The sequence below is a fragment of the Spirosoma sordidisoli genome (assembly GCF_004138325.1).
Classification (GTDB): domain Bacteria; phylum Bacteroidota; class Bacteroidia; order Cytophagales; family Spirosomataceae; genus Spirosoma; species Spirosoma sordidisoli.
In genome coordinates this window covers 40,736-64,789 of sequence record NZ_SBLB01000010.1, presented here as the reverse complement: position 1 = coordinate 64,789, position 24,054 = coordinate 40,736, and the positions used below count along the sequence as shown (strand labels likewise).

General features: G+C 49.4%; 10 protein-coding genes and 1 pseudogene. 5 read left to right on the top strand and 6 right to left on the bottom strand.

All coding sequences use genetic code 11. The features are described 5' to 3' along the window. Window positions 1–362 precede the first annotated feature (362 nt). The 5 genes and pseudogenes from EQG79_RS26665 to EQG79_RS31655 all read left to right on the top strand — a co-directional run. Window positions 363–7,349, top strand: a complete 6,987-nt coding sequence (locus EQG79_RS26665) for a CARDB domain-containing protein (protein ID WP_165358961.1) — start codon at window positions 363–365, stop codon at window positions 7,347–7,349. 16 nt (window positions 7,350–7,365) lie between these two features. Further along, window positions 7,366–12,210 carry an RHS repeat-associated core domain-containing protein gene (locus tag EQG79_RS26660; protein WP_129605751.1) on the top strand — a complete coding sequence of 1,615 codons (4,845 nt, stop codon included), beginning with the start codon at window positions 7,366–7,368 and terminating at the stop codon, window positions 12,208–12,210. A gap of 2 nt (window positions 12,211–12,212) precedes the next feature. Next, window positions 12,213–12,620 carry a hypothetical protein gene (locus EQG79_RS26655; protein WP_129605750.1) on the top strand — a complete coding sequence of 136 codons (408 nt, stop codon included), beginning with the start codon at window positions 12,213–12,215 and terminating at the stop codon, window positions 12,618–12,620. Between the two features lie 6 nt (window positions 12,621–12,626). Beyond that, window positions 12,627–14,243 (top strand): DUF7619 domain-containing protein, encoded by a 1,617-nt coding sequence (locus EQG79_RS31235; RefSeq protein WP_206445613.1) that lies wholly within the window; start codon window positions 12,627–12,629, stop codon window positions 14,241–14,243. Between the two features lie 227 nt (window positions 14,244–14,470). Beyond that, window positions 14,471–14,875 (top strand): annotated as a pseudogene (locus EQG79_RS31655) (heme NO-binding domain-containing protein); the annotation flags it as partial. Window positions 14,876–15,008: 133 nt separating this feature from the next. Here the strand turns inward: EQG79_RS31655 and EQG79_RS26640 are convergent. The 6 genes from EQG79_RS26640 to EQG79_RS26615 all read right to left on the bottom strand — a co-directional run bounded on the left by EQG79_RS26640 (window position 15,009) and on the right by EQG79_RS26615 (window position 24,051). Continuing rightward, window positions 15,009–16,820 (bottom strand): hypothetical protein, encoded by a 1,812-nt coding sequence (locus tag EQG79_RS26640; RefSeq protein WP_129605746.1) that lies wholly within the window; start codon window positions 16,818–16,820, stop codon window positions 15,009–15,011. Further along, window positions 16,817–19,402 (bottom strand): sensor histidine kinase, encoded by a 2,586-nt coding sequence (locus EQG79_RS26635; RefSeq protein ID WP_129605744.1) that lies wholly within the window; start codon window positions 19,400–19,402, stop codon window positions 16,817–16,819. The genes EQG79_RS26640 and EQG79_RS26635 overlap by 4 nt, the downstream gene beginning before the upstream one ends. A 15-nt stretch (window positions 19,403–19,417) precedes the next feature. Next, a complete protein-coding gene (locus EQG79_RS26630; protein WP_129605742.1) occupies window positions 19,418–20,833 on the bottom strand; it encodes a TRM11 family methyltransferase in 1,416 nt (471 codons plus the stop codon). A gap of 377 nt (window positions 20,834–21,210) precedes the next feature. Continuing rightward, window positions 21,211–21,684, bottom strand: a complete 474-nt coding sequence (locus tag EQG79_RS26625; RefSeq protein ID WP_240699464.1) for a hypothetical protein — start codon at window positions 21,682–21,684, stop codon at window positions 21,211–21,213. Between the two features lie 168 nt (window positions 21,685–21,852). After that, window positions 21,853–23,385: a Fic family protein gene (locus tag EQG79_RS26620; protein ID WP_129605740.1), complete on the bottom strand. Its 1,533-nt coding sequence runs from the start codon at window positions 23,383–23,385 to the stop codon at window positions 21,853–21,855. Between the two features lie 153 nt (window positions 23,386–23,538). Continuing rightward, window positions 23,539–24,051, bottom strand: a complete 513-nt coding sequence (locus EQG79_RS26615) for a hypothetical protein (protein ID WP_240699463.1) — start codon at window positions 24,049–24,051, stop codon at window positions 23,539–23,541. Between the last annotated feature and the right edge of the window lie 3 nt (window positions 24,052–24,054).

Sequence of the window (24,054 nt, the reverse complement as noted above, 5' to 3'; positions counted from 1 at the left end):
TGGCAGCATCTTTTCGGTTGGTAGCCCTGTTTATGGGCTTTACTTTTTGTTGGTCGCTCAGTTTGGCCCAGACGCCCACCCCCGTGCGTGGGTCCCAGTCTGGTGTTTGGACCAAGGCGAAAAGCCCGTATATTCTAGAGAGTGCAGTAACCGTACCTGCTGGTCAAACCCTGATTATTGAATCCGGCGTGACCGTTGTGTTTTCACATTTCGATTGCCATCTCTATATTCAGGGAGCTTTATTGGCCCAGGGAACCGCTACTGATTCGATACGTTTTCGTGGGCGGGCCAATCGGGCTTATAACGGTAACTCAACCCACGGAGGGGGTATTTATTTTTTCAATAACGGGGGTCCGTCAGTATTGGACTACGTTACGCTCGACAGCTTGGGCGATACCTCCAGAGATGGAAATGCCATCCAGATTCGTCACGCTCAAACCCCCACGCTTCGTAACGTAGTCATTCGCAACAGTGAGCAGTATGACGTACTGACGTGGGTGGGCGGAGCCAGAAACTTCGCTAATGTGCGGGCAGTGGTCAGCGTCAACGGTGATGCCGGGAAGCTGGATGCCTTAATGCCCAATTTTGGGACTGGAACGCGCTATCGACTGTTACGCGATGTATACATTGACAGGGATTATAAACTTACCATTGGGCAAGGGGTAAATGTCGAGTTTCTGCATTTCGATTGTCACATTCACGTCAATGGTACATTGCTGGCCCGGGGAACCGTCGGCGAACCCATCCGCTTTCAGGGGCGGGCCAACCGGGTTTATAACGGCAACTCAACCCACGGCGGAAGTATCTACTTCAACAACGGGGGGGGAGCTTCGGTACTCGAGCATGTGCTGCTCGACAGCTTGGGCGATGCATCGAGGGGGGGGAGTACCATACGCATCAACTATCCCCAGACGCCTGCACTTCGTAACGTAGTCGTCCGAAATAGTGAGCAGTATGACGTACTGACGTGGGTGGGCGGAGCCAGAAACTTTGCCGATGTGCGGGCAGTAGTCAGTGTCAATGGTAGTGCCGGTAAGAGCGATGCACTGATGCCCAGACTGGGGCCTAACACCCGCTACCGATTGCTGAACGACGTGTATGTTGATAAAGACTACAAGCTTACTATTGAATCCGGCGTGACCGTTGAGTTTTTACATTTTGATTGCCATCTCCACATCAATGGTGCTTTGTTAGCTCAAGGCACTCCAAATGAACCCATCCGCTTTCAGGGACGGGCAAACCGGGCTTATAACGGCAACTCGACCCACGGCGGAGGTATCTATATCAATACTGGGGGTGGGACTTCCACTTTAGAGAACGTTACCATCGACAGTTTAGGTGATGCATCGAGGGGAGGGAACGCCCTTCGTGTCAACTACCCCCAAACGCCTGCACTTCGCAATGTGGTTATCCGCAACAGTGAGCAGTATGACGTACTGACGTGGGTAGGTGGGGCTAGAAACTTTGCCAATGTGCGGGCAGTGGTCAGTGTCAATGGCAGTGCCGGTAAGCTCGATGCGCTGATGCCTAAACTGAGCAGTGACTCACGCTACCAGTTGCTGAGCGACGTCTATATTGACAAAGATCATAAACTCATTATTGACCATGGCGTGACGGTCGAGTTTCTGCATTTCGATTGTCACATTCATGTCAATGGCACATTGCTGGCCCGGGGAACCGTTGGTGAACCCATCCGCTTTCAGGGACGGGCCAACCGGGTTTATAACGGCAACTCAACCCACGGCGGAAGTATCTACTTCAACAACGGGGGCGGGGCTTCCGTGATGGAACACGTCAACATTGACAGCTTAGGCGATGCATCGAGGGGCGGGAGAGCGGTTGTTGTTAATGCTAATTGCACCCTTAAGTACCTAACCGTTAGTAACAGTGAGCAAATCGGTGTCGACATCGGTGGGAATACGATTTCGCCAGTCATCCAAAACATTACATTTTTGAACAACCCCACCCCGTTGCGGGCTTACCCCGGTAGTTGTAGTGGACTGGCAAATATCCCAAATATACCCATCCTGCTGCAAAGTGCCGGCTTAACGGCTAATACATCGTGGCCATATCCTGGGCAAAACTCTTTCTACCAGCTTACAGGCCAGGCGCAGGTACCGCAGGCCTATCAGCTCACGATCGGGGCGGGTACTGTAGTCGATTTTGGTATACAGGGCCAGTTGGTCGTTAACGGATCGCTCCGCGCCATCGGCACTGAAAACGCCCCCATTCGGTTTACCCGCCTTGCCACTGAGGGTGCCTTCACTGGGCGGTTTGACTTGACCTCTACCAGCACGAATTCAGTGCTAAGCTTTGTCAATATCGACAAATTAGGAACCAACAGCAGGGCCGCTTTAGACATTGCAACCCCAAATTTTTCGTTAGCTAATGTCACTATTTCTCAGGCTGCTAACCGCGGGCTTGAGTTACGCAGTGTGGAGAACGCTGTTATTTCTGGCTCCACATTCTTCGGTAATAAAACAGGCGTTTACGTCAACAGTGGACGCCCTACCTTCGCGAATTGCAGTATTTATGGCAACACCGATTTTGGTATCAACAACGGAAGCGGAGTGGTAGCCGATACCGTTGATGCCCGAAACTGTTACTGGGGCGTTGAGTCGGGGCCGCTGCACCCAACGCTCAACCCAACTGGCAAAGGCAATGCGGTTTCCAACAAAGTCAAATTTAATCCGTGGCGACAAAAACCGCAGAACGGCCAGCTCATCGACATGGGTATCAGTGTACTGGTTGCACCCATTACTGACTGTAATTATACGGCACCAGCCAACGTAACCGTACGCATCCGCAATTACGGCAACACTGGCCAAACCAACATTCCGATCGCCTATCGCATAAATAATGGATCTATAGTCACCGAAACCATATCGACTACGGCCCTATCTCCCGGCGAATCACTCGATTACACCTTTACGCAAAAAGCGAACCTATCGGCAATTGGCAGTTATACGGTGTTAGCGTATACGGTATTTCCTGTCGATACATTCCGGCTGAACGATACGCTTCGAGCCACGTTTCGTCACCTGGCGGGGGTGGTGGCTCCTGCCAACTTGCTACCGGCCAGTAATACCGTCGATCTGGCTATACCTGTCAAACTAAGCTGGGCGGCTGTTCCGGGGGCGTTGGCCTATGACCTGTACGTCTGGAAGTCGGATGCTCCTGTACCTGCCAAACCGCTCGTGGCCGACCTAAGCCAGATTTCTTATACCCTGTCAGGAAGCAGTTTTACCTATGGTACGCCGTATTCCTGGAAAGTGATTGCTAAACAGATAAGTTGCCGGGCCGAGTCGGCAGTAGCTGTCTTTACAACCCGGCGGCAGGCCGACCTTATTGTCGAAACCATTACCGCGCCCGTTACCGGTACGTCGGAAAACGATTTTTCGGTGAGCTGGAGCATTAAGAACCAGGGAAACGGCGCTACACTCGAAAAAAATTGGCTCGACGCGGTTTACCTATGCGATCAGCCGGTTCTGAACGCAGGCAGCGACAACTTCCACATCAGTAGCAGACCTAATCTGAGTGCACTGGGTGTCGGTCAGTCGTACCAATCCGGGACGCTTACGTTTCGGCTTCCGCAGGGTATTCAGGGAAAATATTACCTGATTGTTCAGACCAACCCGGCCCGCACCGTACCCGAAGTTCAGACGGGCAATAACCAGCTCGCGAGCCAACCTATTACTATATCGTTGGCCCCGCCCCCTGACCTTCAGGTAACAAATCTGGTGGTTGCTCCGCTCAACGCGTTCTCGGATGATTCGGTTACGGTAACCTTCACAGTCAAGAACGTTGGCACCGGCCCAACCACGACCGCTAATTGGACCGATCAAGTCTTTTTAACGCAAAACCAGACCGTTGACGTAGCAACTGACCGGCTGCTATACACACACCGCCGTCTGCAGGCGCTGTCCGTCAACGGCGAATACATCGTTACGACGAAGGTGCGCGTACCCAACCGTATCAACGGTACGTATTATTTGCATGTGGTAACCGACCGTTTAAATCAGGTTTTTGAGTATAACAAAGAAGACAATAATAGCCGGGTTAGCCCGGCAATGACCATTATTCAGCGACCGACACCCAATTTGCTGGTGCAGGGGCTAACCATTTTGGCCGATACGATTGCTGCCAGACAATCATTAACGATTCAGTGGACAACCACCAACGACGGAGCAGTAGCTACCTCAACCGGCTGGCAGGAAGCTATCTATATGTCGGCAGATACAATTTTCAATGAAACCACCGACCGGCAATTAACCAGACGTTCACGAACAGACCAGCTACAGTCGTTGAGCAGTAGCAGTGTCCAGCAAACCGTTACCCTGCCCGCATCGACTACGGAAGGTACGTATTATTTCTTTGTCAAAACCGACGCTGCCGATCAAATTTATGAAAGCTTGGGCGAACAGGACAACGTATCGGCCCGTTCCAAAGCGGTTCGGATGGAAATCCCCGATCTGAGACCTATGCAACTGACGGCCCCGACCAGTGCTATCTCTGAGCAAACCGTAGCTGTGCAATGGCGGGTACGCAACGACAGCCCAGCTGGCATCTTTGGTACGAACTGGAAAGACAAACTGTATTTATCTACCAATAATACGTTCGAAGCAGCCACCGACCGGCTGCTGACTACGGTTGTCGTAAATCAGCTATTGGTAGCGGGGGGTGAGTACAGCAAACAGATTTCGGCAACCCTGCCAACAGGCGTAGCAGGCAATTATTTTTTGCTATTAGTCAGTGATGCCGACAGCAGCGTTTCCGAAAAGGTAGAAACCAATAATCTTCGAACGGCCCCCATCGCTATTACGCTGGCCCCGGCTTCCGACCTTCAGGTACTGGACGTAGCAGGTCCCCTTGCTGATACGCTCGGAACGCCCATGCAGCTGCAATACGTGGTTCGGAACAGCGGGCCTGGTACTGCCGACAACAAAACCTGGCGCGATAGCGTGTTTTTGTCGCCTACCAGTACGCTCAATCGGGCTGCGTTATTTTACCTCGGTCATACGGTACAAAGACGTTCGCTCACCAATGGGCAGAGTTTTACGCAGTCAGCTACGTTTACGTTGCCCACCAGTCTCAACGGTGGTCGCTATTTTGTGGTGGTGAAAGCCAATGCCGATAGTACGCTCTTCGAAAACAACGCCTACGCCAACAACACGACCATAGCCGCCACATCGGTTAATTTGGTGGTGCCTCCCTCGATTGATCTGGCGGTAACGGGGGGTACCGTCACCACAACACCCCTGATTGCCGGTCAGCCCGCTGCCGTGCGCTGGACAGTGCGTAACAACAGCCCGCAAGCCACTGTAGTACCGAATTGGACGGATGCGGTTTACCTCAGCACCAATCCTGTGCTGGATGCCAGTGACCGGCTACTGGCTACTTTTCCAGTGACGGGTCCGTTGGCGGCTATGGCTACTTACACCAACGCACAAACCATTTCCTTACCCCCCGACGTGGCCGGTACAACCTATCTGCTGGTGGTTACGGACAAAGACAATCGGCATGTTGATACCCAACGGGCCAACAATACGCTGGCAGTTAGCAACGGAGCCGACAATGGGCAACCCGTGAGCGTTATGATACCACCTCCTGCCGATCTGGTGCCAACGGGGCTGACTGGCCCCGCCGAGGGCGTGGTGTCGCAGCCAATCAATGTTTCGTTTACCGTCAGAAACAACGGTGGTGGTTCTACCCCCTCCAGCACCTGGACCGACGAACTGTATTTGTCGACCGACCAGACACTCAGAAGCGATATACGGATTGGGACATTTGCCCGTAACGGCACTTTACCGGCTGGGGACGAATATACCATTACTCGGCAGGTGTTTCTGCCCGATAACGTATCCGGAAACTACGTGCTGCTACTAAAGACCGACGCAGGCAACACGGTGTTTGAACGCGGTAACGAAGACAATAATCTTGCCTTTGCCAATCTGACGGTAGTAGCGCAGCCACCCAGCGATCTGGTGGTTACCGATATATCGGTGCCGGCAGGCGAGCAGTTTGCCGGCAGCAACGGCACCATCCGCTGGAGACTGACAAACGTTGGTACAAATGCCACTAACGGGTTTCTGCGCGAGGCGGTGTACCTCTCGAAAGACACGCTGGTAGATGCAACTGATGTGCTGTTGGGAGTAGTCGATAAAACAACGTTCCTGCCCGCACGGGCCAGCGAAGAACGCACCTTGACCAGGCCACTGACCGCACTGGCCCCTGGCGACTATTTTGTGATTGTCAGAACCGACGTGCAGAACAACATTGTGGAGTCGAATGAGAGCAACAATCAGGTCGTATCGAGCCAGCCTGTCCGAATTGCTGTGAAAGAACTGGTTCTGAACAAATTGACTACCGATAGCATAGCCACCGACGCGCCGGTCTATTACCGCCTTGAGGTGCCAGCCAACTTAGTCGATGAAACGCTGCTGATCACGTTACAGGGCGACTCGACCCGCAGCGTAATGAATCGGTTGTTTGTTCGGAAAGACAGTCTGCCGTCTGCCAATCAGTTTACCTACTCAGCGGCTGTGCCGTTCAAAGCAAACCAGCAACTGCTGATTCCGGGTTTACGGGCTGGTACGTACTACCTGATGGCAATCGGTGCCGATACAACCCGCAATCGGCTACCTATTCAGTTACTGGCGAAGATCGTTCCGTTTGGCATCGAGACTATCGACGCCAGAGAAGGTGGCAACACGGGCTTAGTGACGGTGAAGATTTCCGGTGCCCGTTTTGAATCCAGCACCCGGTTCAGTCTGCGCAAAGCTGCTGGTCAGGTTACCGCCCGGCGCGTACAACTGATCAATCAGACGCTGGCTTATGTTACGTTCGATCTGCAAAATCAACCACTGGGCCTGTACGACGTACTGGTCGAACGACCCGGTAGCCAGACGGTAGTACTGCCCAATGGCTTCACCGTAAAACAAGGGCCGACGAACACCCAGGCGGCCAACGGGAACGGTGGGCCAGCCTATGGAACGGGCTTTGTTTGCAGCATTACCAACGACGGGCTGGATCAGCAGTTGGCGGCTGATTTTGTGACGCCAGCCGGTATTCGGTTCAACACCATTGGTTCGTTCACCATTCAGTACAAGAATGAAGGATCAGTGGACATACCTGCTCCAACCCGCTTCCTGATTTCGCTGAACGAAGGTGTTTCGGTGACTTTAGCTGCTGACAAATTAGACGAGAACAAAACAGACCTGATTTTACTGTGCGAGGAGGAAAACGGCCCTCGAGGTATTCTACGACCCGGTGCCAGCGGCTTTTTCAAGATTTACACCATCTCCAAAAATCGAGGTGTTACGTCCATCGACCTACTCCTAATCGAATAAACAGCTACCCACACTCATGATCGAAAACTATAGACTTTTTCTGCTGAGTTTACTCTGTTTTTTGAGCCAGCCAATCCTGGCGCAGAACAACACGCGCCCCAACGTACTTGTGCCTAACGGCTTTTCGGTTAACAGTTACACAGGTAATTTACATCAGGCCCGAACCGATCTGAAAATAACCGGGCAGGGGCTGCCTATCAAACTGGCGTTCTCGTATAACGTTAGTCGACGCAATCGTGACTGGGGCTTTGGCAAAGGCTGGACCTTTGCCTACAACATCGCCTATCGATCCGACTCAGCAGGTATCTGGATTGAGCGGGCTGATGGCCGACGCCATTTATATCGCAAGTCGGGCAGTACTTATACGGCACCTACGGGCGTATTCGATGCATTGGTAGAGTATCAACCGGGGAAATTTTACCTCCAGACAAAAGAAAATGAGCGATATTATTTTGACAATACGACGCACAAACGGCTCACCAAAGTACAGGATGCAAAAGGCAATCTACTCAATCTTGTTTACAAAGATAGTCTTCTGAATACCCTCACGGATGATGCGGGCCATAGTATTGGCTTCACCTGGACTAATGGCCGACTAACCGAAATCGCCGATAATTCATGCCAGCCTATCCGAAAAGTAAGTTACGAATACGACAACCGGGGTAATCCCATAAAGGTTACCAACCCTCTGGGCGACTTTGTTCGCTATTACTACGATTCAACGGCCCGTGTTGTTGGCTACACCGATGCCGGGGGGAACAATATGAGCATACTGTATAATCTGAACAATGCTGTTGTTCAGATTGCTTCGTGCGGCACCACCCACTTGTTTACCTATGTACCCACTCAACGCAAAACCTACGTTACCGAGAAGATTAGCGGGCGTAGTGTTGTAACAGTCTATACGTTTGACGTACAGGGTCGTATTGCATCTAAAAAAGGCAACTGCTGTGGTTTTAATCTCGATTATACCTACGACCATCAGGACAACGTGTCGGCAAGGCGAGATGGCAATAATAAGCAAACGAAATATGAATATAATGACCGTGGCAACGTGCTTCGTGAGACCGACCCTGCCGGTTATTTCAATACGTATGCCTACGATCCAGTACATAACAAACCCACGAGGCTTCAGGATAAAAATGGGAATGTTACTACGTTTCAGTATGATGCGAGTGGCAATCTGACGCAGGTGAATAAGCCGTTGTCGGTAACATTGGCATATACCTATGATGCCAAAGGCAACAAACTCACGGAGACCGACGGCAACGGTGGGGTTACGGCCTACGAGTACAATCAAAATGGGTATCTCGTTAGCATGACCGATGCTGAGGGCGGCATTACCCGTTACACGTACGACTGCCGGGGGAACCGCCTGAGCATGACTAATCCGCGTAGTTTTACAACTACGTATGAATATAACGCACAGGATCTATTAGTTAAGAAAACAGATGCGCTCGGCCAGATTAGCACCTACGCTTACGATAAACTCGGGAATCTGATAGTGGAGAGAGACGCATTGGGACGGGAAACGACCTACGCGTATGACGGACTCAACCGGCGCATCAGCGTAATACTACCTTTAGGTAATATACTACGAACAGCCTACGACGAACAGGGCAATATTAGCACACAGACTGATGCGAACGGCAACAGTACTACCTATACCTATAATGATCGTAAGCAACCCCTAACTAGTACTGACGCACTCGGCAATACCATTTCATACACCTATGATGAAGCGGGTAATCGGTTGAGCGAGACCGACAAGCGTGGCAACACTATTCGATTCTCCTACGATGACCAGTATCGACTTATTAAACGAATTGACGCGCTGGGCAACTCCGTAGCGTATAGCTACGACCCCGCAGGCAATCGCGTTGCCGAACTGGATGCTAATGGACAGGCAACAACGTATCAGTACGATGCGCTACAACGGTTGGTAAAAGTTACGGATCCGATGAGTAAATCGGTTGAGTATACCTATGACCGAAATAACAACCGCCTGACGGTAAAGGCAAAAAATGGAAACGTTACGACGTACGCTTACGACAAACTCAACCGAATTAGCTCTATCACCGATGCGCTAGCCGGTGTAACAGCTTTCTCCTACGACGCTACCGGCAATCGCCTGACCGAAAAAGATGCCTTGAATCATACTACGTCGTATACTTACGACGTCAGAGATCAGCCGCTTACGATTATCAATGCCCTAAATGAAGTAACAAAATTTACATACGACGCGGTAGGTAATGTTAAAACGACCACGCTCCCGAACGGCAATGTAATTACTAATACCTTCGATGCGAATAACCGATTGGTTAAAATAGTCGATGCCGTTGGTACAGTCATGTCCTATGCCTACGATAATAGTGGTAATCGAGTGTCGGAAACAAACGGCATCAACAATACAACCGCCTATCAGTACGACCGATTATACCGGGTAGACAAAATCACCTTTCCGAACGCTACGACGTTTCAGTTTCAGTTCGATGCAAACGGTAATAAGGTAAAGGAGATTAATCAGAAGGGGTTGACTACTACGTTCGAGTACGATGAGCTAAACCGTATCTCTGCTATAATCGACGCGCTTGGCTACCCGAACCGAGCTACCTATGACGAACGTGGAAATCTGGCGACGATTACAGACGCCAAAGGAAACGTAACCTCCTATAGCTACGATGCCAGGAATCAACTGGTGAAACAAATCTATGCCGATGGCTCTACAAAAGCGTTTGCCTACGATGCCAACCAACTGCTGACGAGCCGCACGGATAGCAAAGGCGTATTGACGCAGTATCGCTACGATAAACTGAACCGGCTGACAGAGCGCGTTTACCCAGGAAACCTAAGCGACCGCTTTACCTACGATGCCGTTGGACGAATACTTTCCGCCGTCAATGCCAATGCCACCGTTACGTACAGTTACGACGCGTTGGGCCGATTGACGAAGGAAGACCTCAACGGTAAGGCCAGTACGTATGAACACAACACAGCGGCTAAAACAAGCAAAAAGAACTACCCGAGTGGTACGCAACTTGTTTGGCAGTTAGACAACCGGGGCCGCCTGACCGATATTCAGGAGAGCGGTTCGTCGTTGGTTAGTTTTCAGTACGATGTAGCCAATCAGCAAACCGGTCTGCGATTTCGGAATGGCGTTACGACCGCTTATCGCTACGATAAAATGGGCAACCTGACCAACATGGTCACAACGCCCAATACCATTGCTAACTACACGTACCGCTACGACGAGGCCGACAAACGAATCAGTACTGAACGCTTGCACCAGCCCACGCGCTCAGAACAGTACAGTTATGACAATCTGTTTCAGGTAAACAGCTTTGCAACGGGCCAGTACACAAACGGTAGCCTTACGCCATCGACTACGCAGCAGTTCACCTACGATGCCCTTGGCAACCGGCTTTCGGTTAAAGAAAACGCGCTGACAAAGACGTATGCAGTTAACAATCTGAATCAGTATATATCCATCAACGTTAATGGAGTGAATGCCCCACCCTCTTATGACCGGGCCGGCAACCTGCTCAAAGATGAAACGAATACATACAGCTACGACTACGAAAATCGGCTGACGGGAATTCAGAGCAGTAGCGGCACGGTTACCTACAAATATGATGCGCTGGGCCGTCGCGTCAGCCGTACGGTGGGCGGCACCGAAACACTCTATGTCTACGACCAGGACAACATAGTTGAGCAGTATACTGGTAGTGCTGTACGAAGCTTCATGTACGGTTCTGCACTCGATCAGATTTTAGTTGCCAAAGTTGGAGCCGCCACCTACTTCTACCACACAGACGACCTGAACTCGGCCCAGGCACTAACCGATGCTACCGGTGCATTAGCCGAATACTACACCTACGACCCGTTCGGAACTCCCCATATCTTTAATCCGGCCAACGTTGAAATTACTACCTCTGCGATAAATACGCTTCTGTATAAAGGGCGCGAGTATGATTTTCTGACGAAGACCTATAACTACCGCTTCCGGGAGATGAACCCAACGCTGGGGCGGTTCACCCAGCGCGACCCGCTCGAATACCTCGACGGGCTTAACTGTTACGCCTACGTCAACAACAACGTCATCAATAATACCGACCCAATGGGGCTGGTAAACTGGGGTGGAGTAGGGAGTTCTATAGGTGGGATGATTGGCAACGGTCTTGGCTTTGCCGGTTCAGCGGCTGTGGCTATTGGGGGTGCTCCAACAGTAGCCGGAGCAGTTGCCGGAGGAGCCGGTATGGCATATTTTGGATACGGTTTTGGAGCGAATTTAGCTAATTTTAAAAATGCTCTTTACGACGAAGAGCCGGTCAGTACGGGCGGAGCAGCCGGTGACGCAACGCGGGAGTTATTCCCTTGTAACGAAGCAGCTCAGGCGGCAGGGCAGTTAGCCGACGCCTTGATAGGGCCACCCGGTAAGAACCCAGCCGCCCTGGGTAACGCAGCCGCCAAAGCAGGAGGGCTAGTTGATGATGTTGCCGAGGGAACTGCTAAGAGTGGGCTTCTTGATGATGCTGGAAGGGTACTCGGAGAGGGAGTAGAAAACTCTCTTAAAAAAGAGACAACAGTTTTAGGACATCATCCCGAGTACTTAGATCTTGCAGATGAGTTGGGAGCCAATCGCTTTAGCATCCCCAAAAATATTTGGGATAATATGACTCCTGACGAGCAATGGTTGGCAAATCAAAAATTCCTTGATCGCATGATAAGAAGAGGGGATGACGTAAGATTGGCAACGCCACTTGACCAAGTTAGACCCGGTACTTATTATCATAGAGAGTTAGAGTATCTATTTAGAAATGGTTACAGAATAGGTTCCGATGGGCGTACATTGATTAAATGATTATGAAAAATATGCTTGCAAGCTATATCTACAAATTGCTTTGTACTAAGTCATTTGAGTTGGTTAATCATAATACATCAAAATTTTTTGATGATTATTTTGAAATTTTTACCAATGGTTCTGTTGATATAAGATTTAGTAGCTCCAAATCTTATTCAACAATTGATGTTCGTATTGCAAGCGAGGAAGCAAAATGGTATGATTTAGCTTTAATCATAGCTTATTTGCTATCCGAAAAAGATTTGAGTAAAGCCAAGAAAAGCGAAGAATATTTTGAGTTTTTCAATTGCTATTTCGATCAGATTATTGAGCTATTCAACGAAATAAATTATTCAATCACTCAGGAAAAACTCGATGAGTTGGGGAGTGAACGAGCCAGACAATTATTTCCCGGAATAATAAGCCAGTAAATCCACATGAAACGCCTTTCTCTTTTTCTCTTTTTCCTCTTTATCTCCGTCGCGAGTTTCGCGCAGAGCGGGGAAGACCCTTGTAAAGAAGGCGACCCAGACGGGCAACCTGGTTGCCCAGATGGTAATTGTGGCGGTGGCAACGGCAATGGTGGAGACGGACCCAATGGACCTGGAGGACCAAACGGCCCCGGAGGACCAAACGGACCTGGTGGGCCTAATGGACCTGGGGGCCCCAACGGACCGAATGGTCCCGGCAGTGGTGAAAATCGCACATCCATCCCCGTACCCCGCCCGGTTGATCCGAATGAGGTTATCGGGCCGGGGGGCTATGACAGTCTGCGTTGGGTGTCGGTGAAGCAGACACTGCCGTATAAGGTGCTGTTTGAGAATGATCCTAAATTGGCTACAGCACCTGCCCAGAACGTAACCATCTACGTACCTATTCATCCCAAACTTAATCCGTCGTCGCTGCGGCTGAGCGATTTTGGCTTTGGGTCGTTCAACTTCACCGTGCCCCCCAATACCAGCATCTACAGCAGACGCTTAGACGTGCGCGACAGTCTGGGTGTGTTCGTCGACGTTACGGCGGGCTTAGATGTAGCCAAACGGCGGGCATTCTGGATTTTTCAGAGTATCGATCCCAAAACAGGATTAGCCTCTACATTACCCGCTAACGGTGGTTTTCTGCCCGTTAACGACACTACTCAGCACAACGGCGAGGGCTATGTTAACTTTACCATTATTCCGTCGGCACTGGCGCAAACCCGCGATACCATCAGCGCAACGGCCAGTATTATCTTCGACAGCGAGGAAACTATTATTACCAACAAATGGGTGAATACCATCGACGCTGTACCGCCCACATCGAAACTTGGTACGTTGAGTGCCGTAGTCGATAGCGTGTTCAACGTTAGCTGGACCGGGCGAGACGACCCCAACGGGTCGGGCGTGAAAGACTATGTGCTCTACGTTTCCAAAAACAACGGCCCCTTCACGATCTACAAAGACAAACTAACCGTCACCGCCGAAAAACTGACTGGTGAGCCGGGCATTACCTATGCGCTTTACACCCGTGCATCTGACAATTCAGGGAACGTAGAAGCTGATAAAACCACCGGAGATCAAGTTGTTACGGTTAGCTTGCCAAACGAATCGGGTATTATCTGTTCGGGGGCAAGTGCCCACTTCTCGGTCTCGCTGACTGCAGGTGCCACCTATCAGTGGCAGGTAAACACAGGAGCAGGGTTTACCAATCTCTCGGACAATGGCACGTATGGCGGCACGACTACCCGGCAGTTGACTATCAAACAAGCTCCCGAAACCTACTATGGCTACGTGTACCGCTGCCGGATTACCGTGGGCAGCACTACCAGTAACGGCCCCGAACGCACCCTTACGTTTACATCAAAGTGGCTCGGCGTAGCAGGCGAAAGCTGGCACAATCCGGCCAACTGGAGTTGTGGTGCTGTGCCAGGCAGCGCAACGGATGTATTTATTTCGGCCAATGCCCCAGCTAGTCCGGTGTTAAACACCAGTGGCCTGTGCCGAACGTTGACTTTTGAAAAACAAAGCACACTTACACTTCGCAAGGATGTGGAGTTAATGTTGACAGGTAAATAAGCGCATCATGTTTAATCTACTTAAGAAAAGAAAGTTACTAATTCTAAAGTTGTGCTAGAATAATTGTCCATTGCAGTAGTATAGTGTGCTGATGAAATAACACTGACAGCCTTGAATCGATGAAACTGGCTAACGCATGTTCATGCGTTAGCCAGTTTCATAACGTATTGCCGAAATTACCCGATTTTCAACTTTGACAAGTCTTAGCGTAATCTTTTGGGTATCCACTAGTGGATACCTTTCTCCTCACCACAGACCTACCCTCAGGTGGGGTCCATACCTCGACGGGCACATACCCTCCCGAAGAGCTAAACCGCCTGGTGGCAGGCTTCAGCCAAGCATCCGGTCAATCCCAGCGCGAGACGCTCCGGCACTTTGGCCAATACCTGTTTGGCTCTTTTCTAACGGCCCACGAGCATTTTATTCAAACGGCTCCGGACGCCTTTTCTTTCCTAGCGTCGGTACCTGCCTACATTCATGTGGAGGTGCAAAAATTGTATCCTGAAGCGGAATTACCTCACTTCACCATCGCCCAGCTCGATGCGAACACGCTACACATGCGCTACCAATCCAACCGGAGGATGGCTGACCTAGCGTACGGGTTGATCCAGGGTACGGTTGGCCCATTTTAACGAACGGGCCCAGATCACCTGCATTCCGCAATCGGCGGATGATAGTCTGGTCGATTTTATCATTGTCCGACAGACAAATGACCACGATAGCGAGTGAGTATACGAGCCTAGTCAAATTCACAATTTATGCCTGCTATGCTTCGGAACTAGCAAAGTCGTGTTCAAATGCTGTGCGGGAAAGATACTTGGTATAAATATCTAGTAAGTGTGTGGACAGCGGAATTCTGATATTGCATACTCGATGCATATTATAGCTTATAGAATCTGTCGAATACTGAGGAGCAGGTAAACGATAGGTCGGATTAGTTGATAAATTTTTGAATGGAGTAGGTAGCAGTGAAAGGATTAAGTCCTTGTCCTTTCCAGCGGGCATACTATCGCTAATTGTTTTAATGCTTAACGCAGTTTGGTTAACCTGGTGCAAATCCTCGTATAGATGAGAGAAGCGTTTTTGCCAAGTACTTTGTAATTCTTCTGGACATTGTGTATCCGCCGAAAAGTACAATGTGCAGTTTCCATTCTTACTAAGTACGGCCAAATCTAGCACTCTAACTTCCACGGAGACTAATGAATTTAATTCTACAAATGCCAACCCAGCCGCATCTGCTGGATAACTATCCAATTTCCAGACCGTCTTGTCGTAAGACTTTTCTTTCCTCAGGTGACCATCGTACTCCTCTTGATTAGTGAAAGTTCGGATAGGTGCCATCGTCACAACGACAGACTTTCGCTTCCCATTCTGCCGCACTATTAAGTCGCACGGCTGAGCTAGTAGCACAAAATCCTGCACGCCATCTGGGAGCGTAGCCCGAAAAATATCGCCCGTCCGCAACTCCGAATGGATTTCGTTTAGGCTCTTGATTTCAAATAATTCCTGCCGCCGTAGTCGATAACGCTCCTCGACCGGTATCTCAGGCACATATTTTAGAAGCTTATTTATCTGTGATACTTTGCCAATATTCTTATTAAAAAATATCGCAAAGTCCTCTTTCACCATTTTATCCTTAACTTGCTCTTGCCGCAATATTTCATGCAGACGCATCAGAGTAGAGGCTTCCCAGACCCCCTCCTTAACAGAAGTAGTACTGACCATGAAATCAAGATTATAGAGGTGAATCGCGTTCAACTCACGCTGAGCCGTCGAAGTAGCCTCATTGAGCAGTCGTACGGTTTTCTGGCGTAACACGTCGTATAGCGCGTTGAGTGCGCTGAGTTTAATACCTTCCGCAAACGAGCGTCGGCTCAAAGTTCTATCTTTTGAGAGAGGGAAGAATTGGCTAGAAGCAAGACCCGCGTCTGCCGTACTCCGACTCCAGTAGTCCAACTCACTGTCCGTTAATACTTCTCCAGTAATATCGCCTGTAAATAGTACGCAAAAGACTAATTCTCGATTCCCATCTAATTCAAGAGAACTCCGAATCAAACTTAAGCCTGTTAGGGACGCCCCAGAACCTAAATGTCCAGGGCCACCTAAGTTCTGGTCGAAGAGGCAGAACAATCGACTAGATGGGGTTGCCGCTTTAATAACTAATTCTTCTTTCTCCTGCCATTCTTTTGGACCAAGGCAATGAACCGTAATACCTTGCCGGTTCGCCAGAAATAGCTCTTGTAAAAACCTTGCTTGATCGTTTAGAACAGGCTGTGATTTTATGTGTAGCAGATCAGCTGTTTTACGGACAATCTCTTCCCGTTCCTCTACCCCTTGTTGAGCTAAGAATTCCGTCAAAGCTCGTTGTCTTAGGGTTGGCGGCACGTTTAATACTTCAATCGGCACGAACGCACTAGCCGCCTCCCGCTGCAACGCATCAGCATTGAGTAATCGCTGTACCACTTCATTTTCATCAATTTCGGAGGGCTTTAATTCGTCATCTATGTAGTAAATATCTTTGACGTCTAGAACACCTAGCATCTGGATTATTTTATTTCGGTAATCTTGGTCGGTCATACTTGGATGGCATTTTTAAGATCTATTATGAATTTGTATCGGCGCTGATGCTCATTACGCTCCGGCAATAACGCGATGGTGGAGTTCATCGTATCAAGCAATTGCTCTACGATAAATAGGCCTAGTCCCCGGCCGGAACCGTCTGTTTTAGTTGTCGTAAAAGATTTGAACAAAGAGTGTTCCACATCTGGCTCTACGCCCAGACCGTTGTCCCATATTGTTAGCGCCTGCTGGCTGCTGGCGAAATACACTTCTGGTTGAAAGTCAGGAACCTTTTCCGCTCTGCTTTTTACCCAATAGATGGCATTGAGAACCACATTATCAATAATTTGGCTAAGCTTGCCTTTGTTAGCGCGAATTGTAAATTCTTGGAACGGTTCTACTTCTGTAAAGCGCACCGTCGGGTAGTTATGTCGGTAAAATGTTATCTGTTCGCTCATAAAGCGCTTTACCGCAACTGACTCCTGTTTTTCCCGCACATACTTCAGCGACGGCGCTAAATGGCTGAGTTGCTTGCGCAAGGAGCCCACTGAGCTTCTTACCGCATTGATATAAGCAGTAAATTCTTTAACACTTAATTTACTTGCCGCATCCTCTGCCTGCTGCGTCTGTAAATCTAACCGGTTAGAGATATTGACCAATTCGTGCGAAAAGCTCTCTGCCACCAAGCCTAGTGACGCTAATTCAGAAAACTCCCGCAATTGCCGGCTCAACTCATTAAAGCGCGGCTCAATGATTCTAGCCACGCTCGTAATCTGTTTGATGCGCGGCAGAACCTTCTTGGTAGATTGAATCTGCTGGTCGGCATCTATTAGATTTTGCCTCAGCCTCTCTAGCAAAGGAGTTAGCGCCACCGCCGCCGCCGTAGAACCCTCGGCTTGTAGGGCCTCGTTTGTCTGACTGAGCGTCACATTCGCTTGATCTACCGCATCTGAAAGCTGTCCAATCTGTTGCTCCACCTTGGTAGCCTCTTGGGAAGTGGAATTCAACAGCCTAACGGACTGTTGATATGAAGTTACGTCCAGACCGATCGCGTCCCCAATCTGTTTGGTACGGAACTCAACATAGCCGCGGCGTACCGTTTCGATGAACGTATTGATCCGGTCGCGCACAACGCTAGTAAGCAGAAAAAAATTACGTGAGTAATCATTCTCCACAAACCCCTCGCGGTCGGTCTTTTCCTTGAGCTTCTTATTGATCTCACCTCGTAAATTGACAAAGCCGATAACGTTATTGGGCCGTAGTCCATAAAATGATGAGCCGGAAGTCTGATTTCGTCCTAGTCCAAGCCAATCCTGCCCTTCGTAGCCATAAGGCCGGATCCCAAATCCATCCCGGAAAATACGAATGCCAACCTGACGCTTGACAAACTCTTTGTACTCGGAGGCCTTATTGAATATGTTGTCCAATGATTCATCCGGCCGTAGCTTGAAATCATCTATCTCGCCAGCAAAACTTCCTGGGTCGGCCAGTACGGGAACAAATAGTTTTTCTTGCTCGCTACCGTCGTTTCTTTCGCTTGGCTGCTTTTCATCTTGGCTGGATTTGGCCTGCTTAACTCGCTCGCCTGATTCTGGTTGCTCAGTTGGACGCTGGTAGTGCAGCCCCGCTAACCCTTCCAAATCAATGACCTGCTCATAATCAATAAACCACCCATTTTCCCCCCTATAAGTGATGTTAGACAGATAGTATTCACTAGCTGGGTTAGTCAGGTAAGCAAAAAACTCTCGACCTTGGTCTGGTACAATAAGTTGCTGATAAATATCCCGGTCTGAGCCAGTAGAGTCTATTTTATTGAGTTTGACGCTGCCTTTGATAGTTAATTGGCCTTTATCATTTAAACCCGCTCCAGATTTGTAATTAAATGAATAGGTGCTAGAGGCTGCTTCCCGAATGCGCTTTGCTATCTTATCCAGTTCAATCGGTTCCCCGTTAATGGTCAGAAATACCTGGAAAGAACGAGCTTCGCTGAAAGGAGAAATTAATTGAGAGAGTTTATTCTGAATCGTGATGCGTTCCTTATCCCAAATTTGAGTGTCCCGTAGGTCAGTAATGAGTAGTTTTGTACCGTGCTCTCCAGCCGACTTAGGAATATCCCAAATATCAACCAATACGTCCGTCAGCAACTTTTCTGAGTAAAAGTCTCCCCAATTGAAGGACACCACGTTTTTCACTTTATCTTCAGCCCGCGTAGTTACCATTTCCAGCACGTTTCCCAAGCGTTGAGTACTTAACCGACCCAATCCCTTGTCACCCATTGGGGTACGCCCGCCGCGTGTCGTCTCGCCAAGCATTTTCATTTTGCGCTTGTGCGAGAGCGAGATAACCAGCCAGCCCTGCTCAATATCCATAAGGCCCATACCTCGCCCGTCGTCTTCAATTGTGATATAGCCATTAGGGCATGGTTTGCCTAATTCTGCATCATCCACCACGCGGGCCGCCGTATTAATAATTACGTTGGCGTAACTAGCGTCGGCGTCATAGGAATTCTTTACGAGCTCCATAAGCGCCGTAATCTCATCGGATACCAGCTCCTCGCCTAGCTGGTACACAACGGCCGCGCTAATGTTAAAATTTGCCATACTTATTCGTCAAAGTTAACTACCCTGCTTGCGTAACAGCAGAATTTGTTCATTAGCCATAGTCTTGCCCGAACGATTACGATGCGGCATTCGCTTACTGTGAATAATACGCTCCAACTCCGTTACGTAGACACAACCCATATTTTCTAAGAACTCCCGTAAGATGGCATCATTGCGAATCAGCATCTTGTTCACCCGGCGATTCCCCAGTGTCCAAGCCAAGTAAGCATTCGGTTTAAGGCTCGTCGCAATCAATTGTAATGACCGGTAAAAGTCGTCGTAAAACGCGATTACCTTACGATAACTTATGTTAGGGGCATTTGCCTCTGCCAAATCAAGCAAGTGTGAGCAGAGCGTGGGCGATGCCTCCCGCAGCTTCTCGACGGTTTCCGCATCCCGCTGGTAAAACTTGCCGCCCATGCTAAACTCATCGAGCGCGCGGGTCGTCAACAACCACTCTTGCTTTACTGCCGGGTCAATATCATCTAAGTCAATCCATTGCAACGGTAAAAAAGCATGTTCTCCATAAGGAATGGTCGTCCGATTATCTCCGTAAGGAGGAGACGTAACCAGTAAGTCGAAGCCAGTAGGGTCACCCGCTGGCAAAATATGCTCCATGCTATTGAGCAATTCAATCGTGATAGTACCCCGATATACCGTTTCATCTGCATAACCAGCTTCCCAAAGCTCTTGGTGAAAATGGCGGATATCCACCACGTTGCGGATCACCTGCTCCCGGAATACACCTACGACATCAAGCACCCGACTTAAAATCTCATGCTTGGGCCGAGCGTGCAGCTTATAGGTGGAAGTGCGATCATTGCTAGTGAGTCGGATAGTTTCTGCAAGCGTCAGCCAAAGCACCCGGCGGTAGTCAAGGTTGGGCTCTCGTAAGATGGCTCGCCGCAGCTTGCAAAGCTCAACCGCGACATCGGAGCGAAACCACTTGGTAATACCAGGAAAATAGACATCCAAATCCATTCGGGTATCGGCAGATACATAAGCCAACGTTCGTAGAATGCTCTCCCGCAATGCCTCGCTGTTCAGCCACGTGGTCTTTACACGCCCAATCAGAATAGCGAGCGGATTAATATCTTGCCCATAACAGTCTAAGCCTTGATACATACTAGCGACCAGTGAAGTAGCTGACCCCATGTATGGGTCAATCACCGCCTGGATGGTGGGCTGAGTATCTCGAATAGCCTGTACTAGTGCTTTTTGCACTTCTGGAACCATACGACCGGGATATTGAAACAGCGAATGCGTGCCCTTCCGACGGTCAATATTTGGCGCGGACCAGCGATTCAGATTGGCCTCGCTGGCTGATTTAATATGATTGACAAGTATTTGGTCATTAGCCGTTAATTCTATTGCGGGGGTGTGAGTAACCTGTTCAACGTCAGAGTTAAATATTTCTATCTGTGTTACCATCTATTCTGTATATTTATAGCGCAAGATATTAAGCAAAAATTGCTTGATTCATAAACGCCCAATTAATTCACGCTTGAAGTATTGAAATCTGTTTTTATCATTACAAAGGTTAGTTGATCATCACCTGACGTTAGGGTTCCTTGAGTTGGCCTCTCTTGTTTTAAAAATAGTATTGGCATTACCCATATTGACTCCGGAATCTGTTTGAGGTCTTTCATCACATCCACAAAGCCCAGCATTTGGTAATTATTGTCCGTGACGTCTACATAGCTCTTGACTGTCGTTGCTTCAAGAGTGCCTGCATTGACAAATATTCGCTAGCATCGGCTAACTATTTTTAGAACGTCTGGGTTAATTACAACCTGCCAACTATAAGCTTACCGCTCAACAGCATTTGCCAGACTATATCTGGAGAACCATTGCAACTCCCGCTTAATGGTCGACTTGTTATCGTAGATGTCACGGAAGGCAACCTGCAACCCGATGGAGCTCAGCTGCTGACGGACCCGGTGCGCGTCCTCCCCGCTCTTTTCCAGCCGGGTCTCGAAGATGATCAGATGGCTATTAGGCAAGATCACTTTACGCACGGACTTGTTCACGCTGATGCGCGTGTAAGATCGAGGATATAAGTCGAGGCAGTCTTCAATAGCCGTATATGTTTTACCTTCTTTCACAAAAAAGAGTTGGTCGATTATCATTGGCCCCAGGCCATTGTTTGTCACACGAACGTAAATATAGCCCTGTCGATCTTCCAGATCAATCTGGCCTAAGGGTTTGACTGATTTTTCATTATGGGTTCGCTGGAGGTATACCTGATAGAGCAGGGCAAACCAGGCCAGCCACGAAATCACAACTGTTATGTCCCCTGTCATTGGACCTCCTCCGCATTAGTATTGTAAAACTCAGCATACCTTTTGGGCTGCTTGCACACACCTTAATGCATCAGGATGAAAAGTCTATTTGCTGTAACCGTTCCGAGGAAATTAACGACGGACTAAACAGCTTAATACGGATGCGATTTACAGCTCCTGATTGTTCTTGACCAGGTTAGCCAAAAAAATCGTAAAATCAGTGATATCCTGCTCCACGCTGGCTTTTTCCAGGGCATGCATATAATTGTTTCTCTCGCTGAGGGGAACAATAGTCCAGGGATAGCCACCTGATGCCAGCATTGCATTCATCAAAAAACGGCCTATTCTGCCGTTACCATCCATATACGGATGAATATAGACGAAGATAAAATGCCCAAGTACTACTCTAACCGCTGGTTCCGATTCCGTCTGAAGTAACTCAAAAAATATCGGCATCACATCCCGAACGGCATCCCGATTCAGCGGTACATGTTTAGAGCCTCGGATATATACCTGTCCATTGCGATAACCGGCCAAATCGCTGGCATTCAACAATCCGATACTCACACTGGGCGCAAATAATTCGCGGTACCAGATGCGGTGGTCGTTTTCGACCGCTTCACCCGCGTTCTGACCTTGCAAAATAGTTTTGATCGTTTGCTTGACCGCTTGATGGGCTTGCCAGTAGCCCCGTGCAGCCAGGGCGTTCTTTTGATCCTGATCGGCCTCCACCTGATCGGGATTCCATTGGCCTTGCCGGACGCGCTCAATCAAGGCAGGAGTGACCTGATAACCCTCTATCGAAAGCGAATTGTAGGCATCAGTTATAAAAGCGTCATCCACCTGTTTCAGGTACGCATCAATGTTGGACGGTCGTCCCGGAGCCGCCGGAAAGTGCTCTAACACGGTTTCCCGCATGCTTTGCCACAGAAGCCGAATTCGGTTCACATAGGGAGAGCTTTCCCGAAACGATAAGATACTGGGAAGCTTTGCCGTAAAGGGATCTTCTTCCCGCACTTCGTACCCGGCGGAGCGCATCGTCTGGATCAGATCATCCGCTAGCCGATCATTGCCAATATTGCGGAAGGCACCAGCCAGTCGCCCCGCCACGACCGTGTGCCCTCCCCGCAGCAGGATTGCAAGCAAGTCCGACGTATCTCGCACCAGCGACAAAGCGCTACGGGCATCCATCGCTGAACGAATAAAATAAACCGGCGAGCAGAGTACCAGCGCGGCAGACAGGGCGTAAATCCGCAACCCTTCCTTTACCTCGACTTCATCATCGGCGGGACTGGCGACCCGGATATCGAACAGGGAGGTGCCCAACAAGAGCTTGGTCTCGTTGTTGTTGGCTTCAGGAGACCTGACCAACAATTGCTGAGGCACTACCCAATTCCCGCTGTGTAGGGCGAGCGATTGCTCAGGTGACAGCACCCACTGCTCGTCGAAGCGTTCATTCAGGTAGGAAGCGCAAAATTGCCAGAAGGAGGTATACCATCCGGTCGTATCACCTGGTCGTTCATCGGGCCTAGAGGCAAGGTACCATCCCTTTAGAACCTCTTTCAGGAAGCCACTTTTAAGCAGTCGCTCCCGATGGGTACGCGTTAAATCTTTCGTTCGGATGGCAACGGTCTTTTCGATTTTTTGCAGAGAGTGCAAGGCTTCAAGAGATTGAGCCAGTTTTTCCGCTGGAGTTGCCATAAGGGACGTCTATTCGTTTTTCATGCTGTATCAAAATTAGTTTTTTATGTTGTATAGTAATTAGTTTTTGATGTCAAGACTCAAATATGCACTGAACAGAGTACGGAAATGTGCATAACTGATGTTCTTACAAGCGCCATCAACTATGCCTTGTCAATCCGCTTTGATTATATGCCTTGAGAACCACCCGAAGTCTCGCTTGATAATGGCTTTGTTATCGTAGATGTCGCGGAAGTCAACCTGCAACCTGATGGAACTTAGCTGCTGGCGGACGCGGTGCGCATCCTCTTCACTCTTTTCCAGTCGGGTCTCGAAAATGGTCAAATAGCCGTTGGGTAAGATCACTTTGCGTACGGACTCGTTCACACTGATGCGTGTGTATGATCGACTGTCCAATTCCAGACAGTCTTCAATAGACGTATAGGTTCTACCCTCTTTTTGAAAAATGAGCCGATCGACGATCATCGGCCCCAGGCCATTGTTGGTGACACGGACAAAGATATGGCCATGGCGATCTTCCAGATCGATCTGTCCGAGTGGTTTGAGCGATTTTTCATTATGGGTTCGCTGGAGGTACACCTGATAGAGCAAGGCAAACCAGGCCAGCCACGAAATCACAACCGTTATCTCTCCCGTCATTTTCAGCCTGACCTTTCTTTTCCACATCTC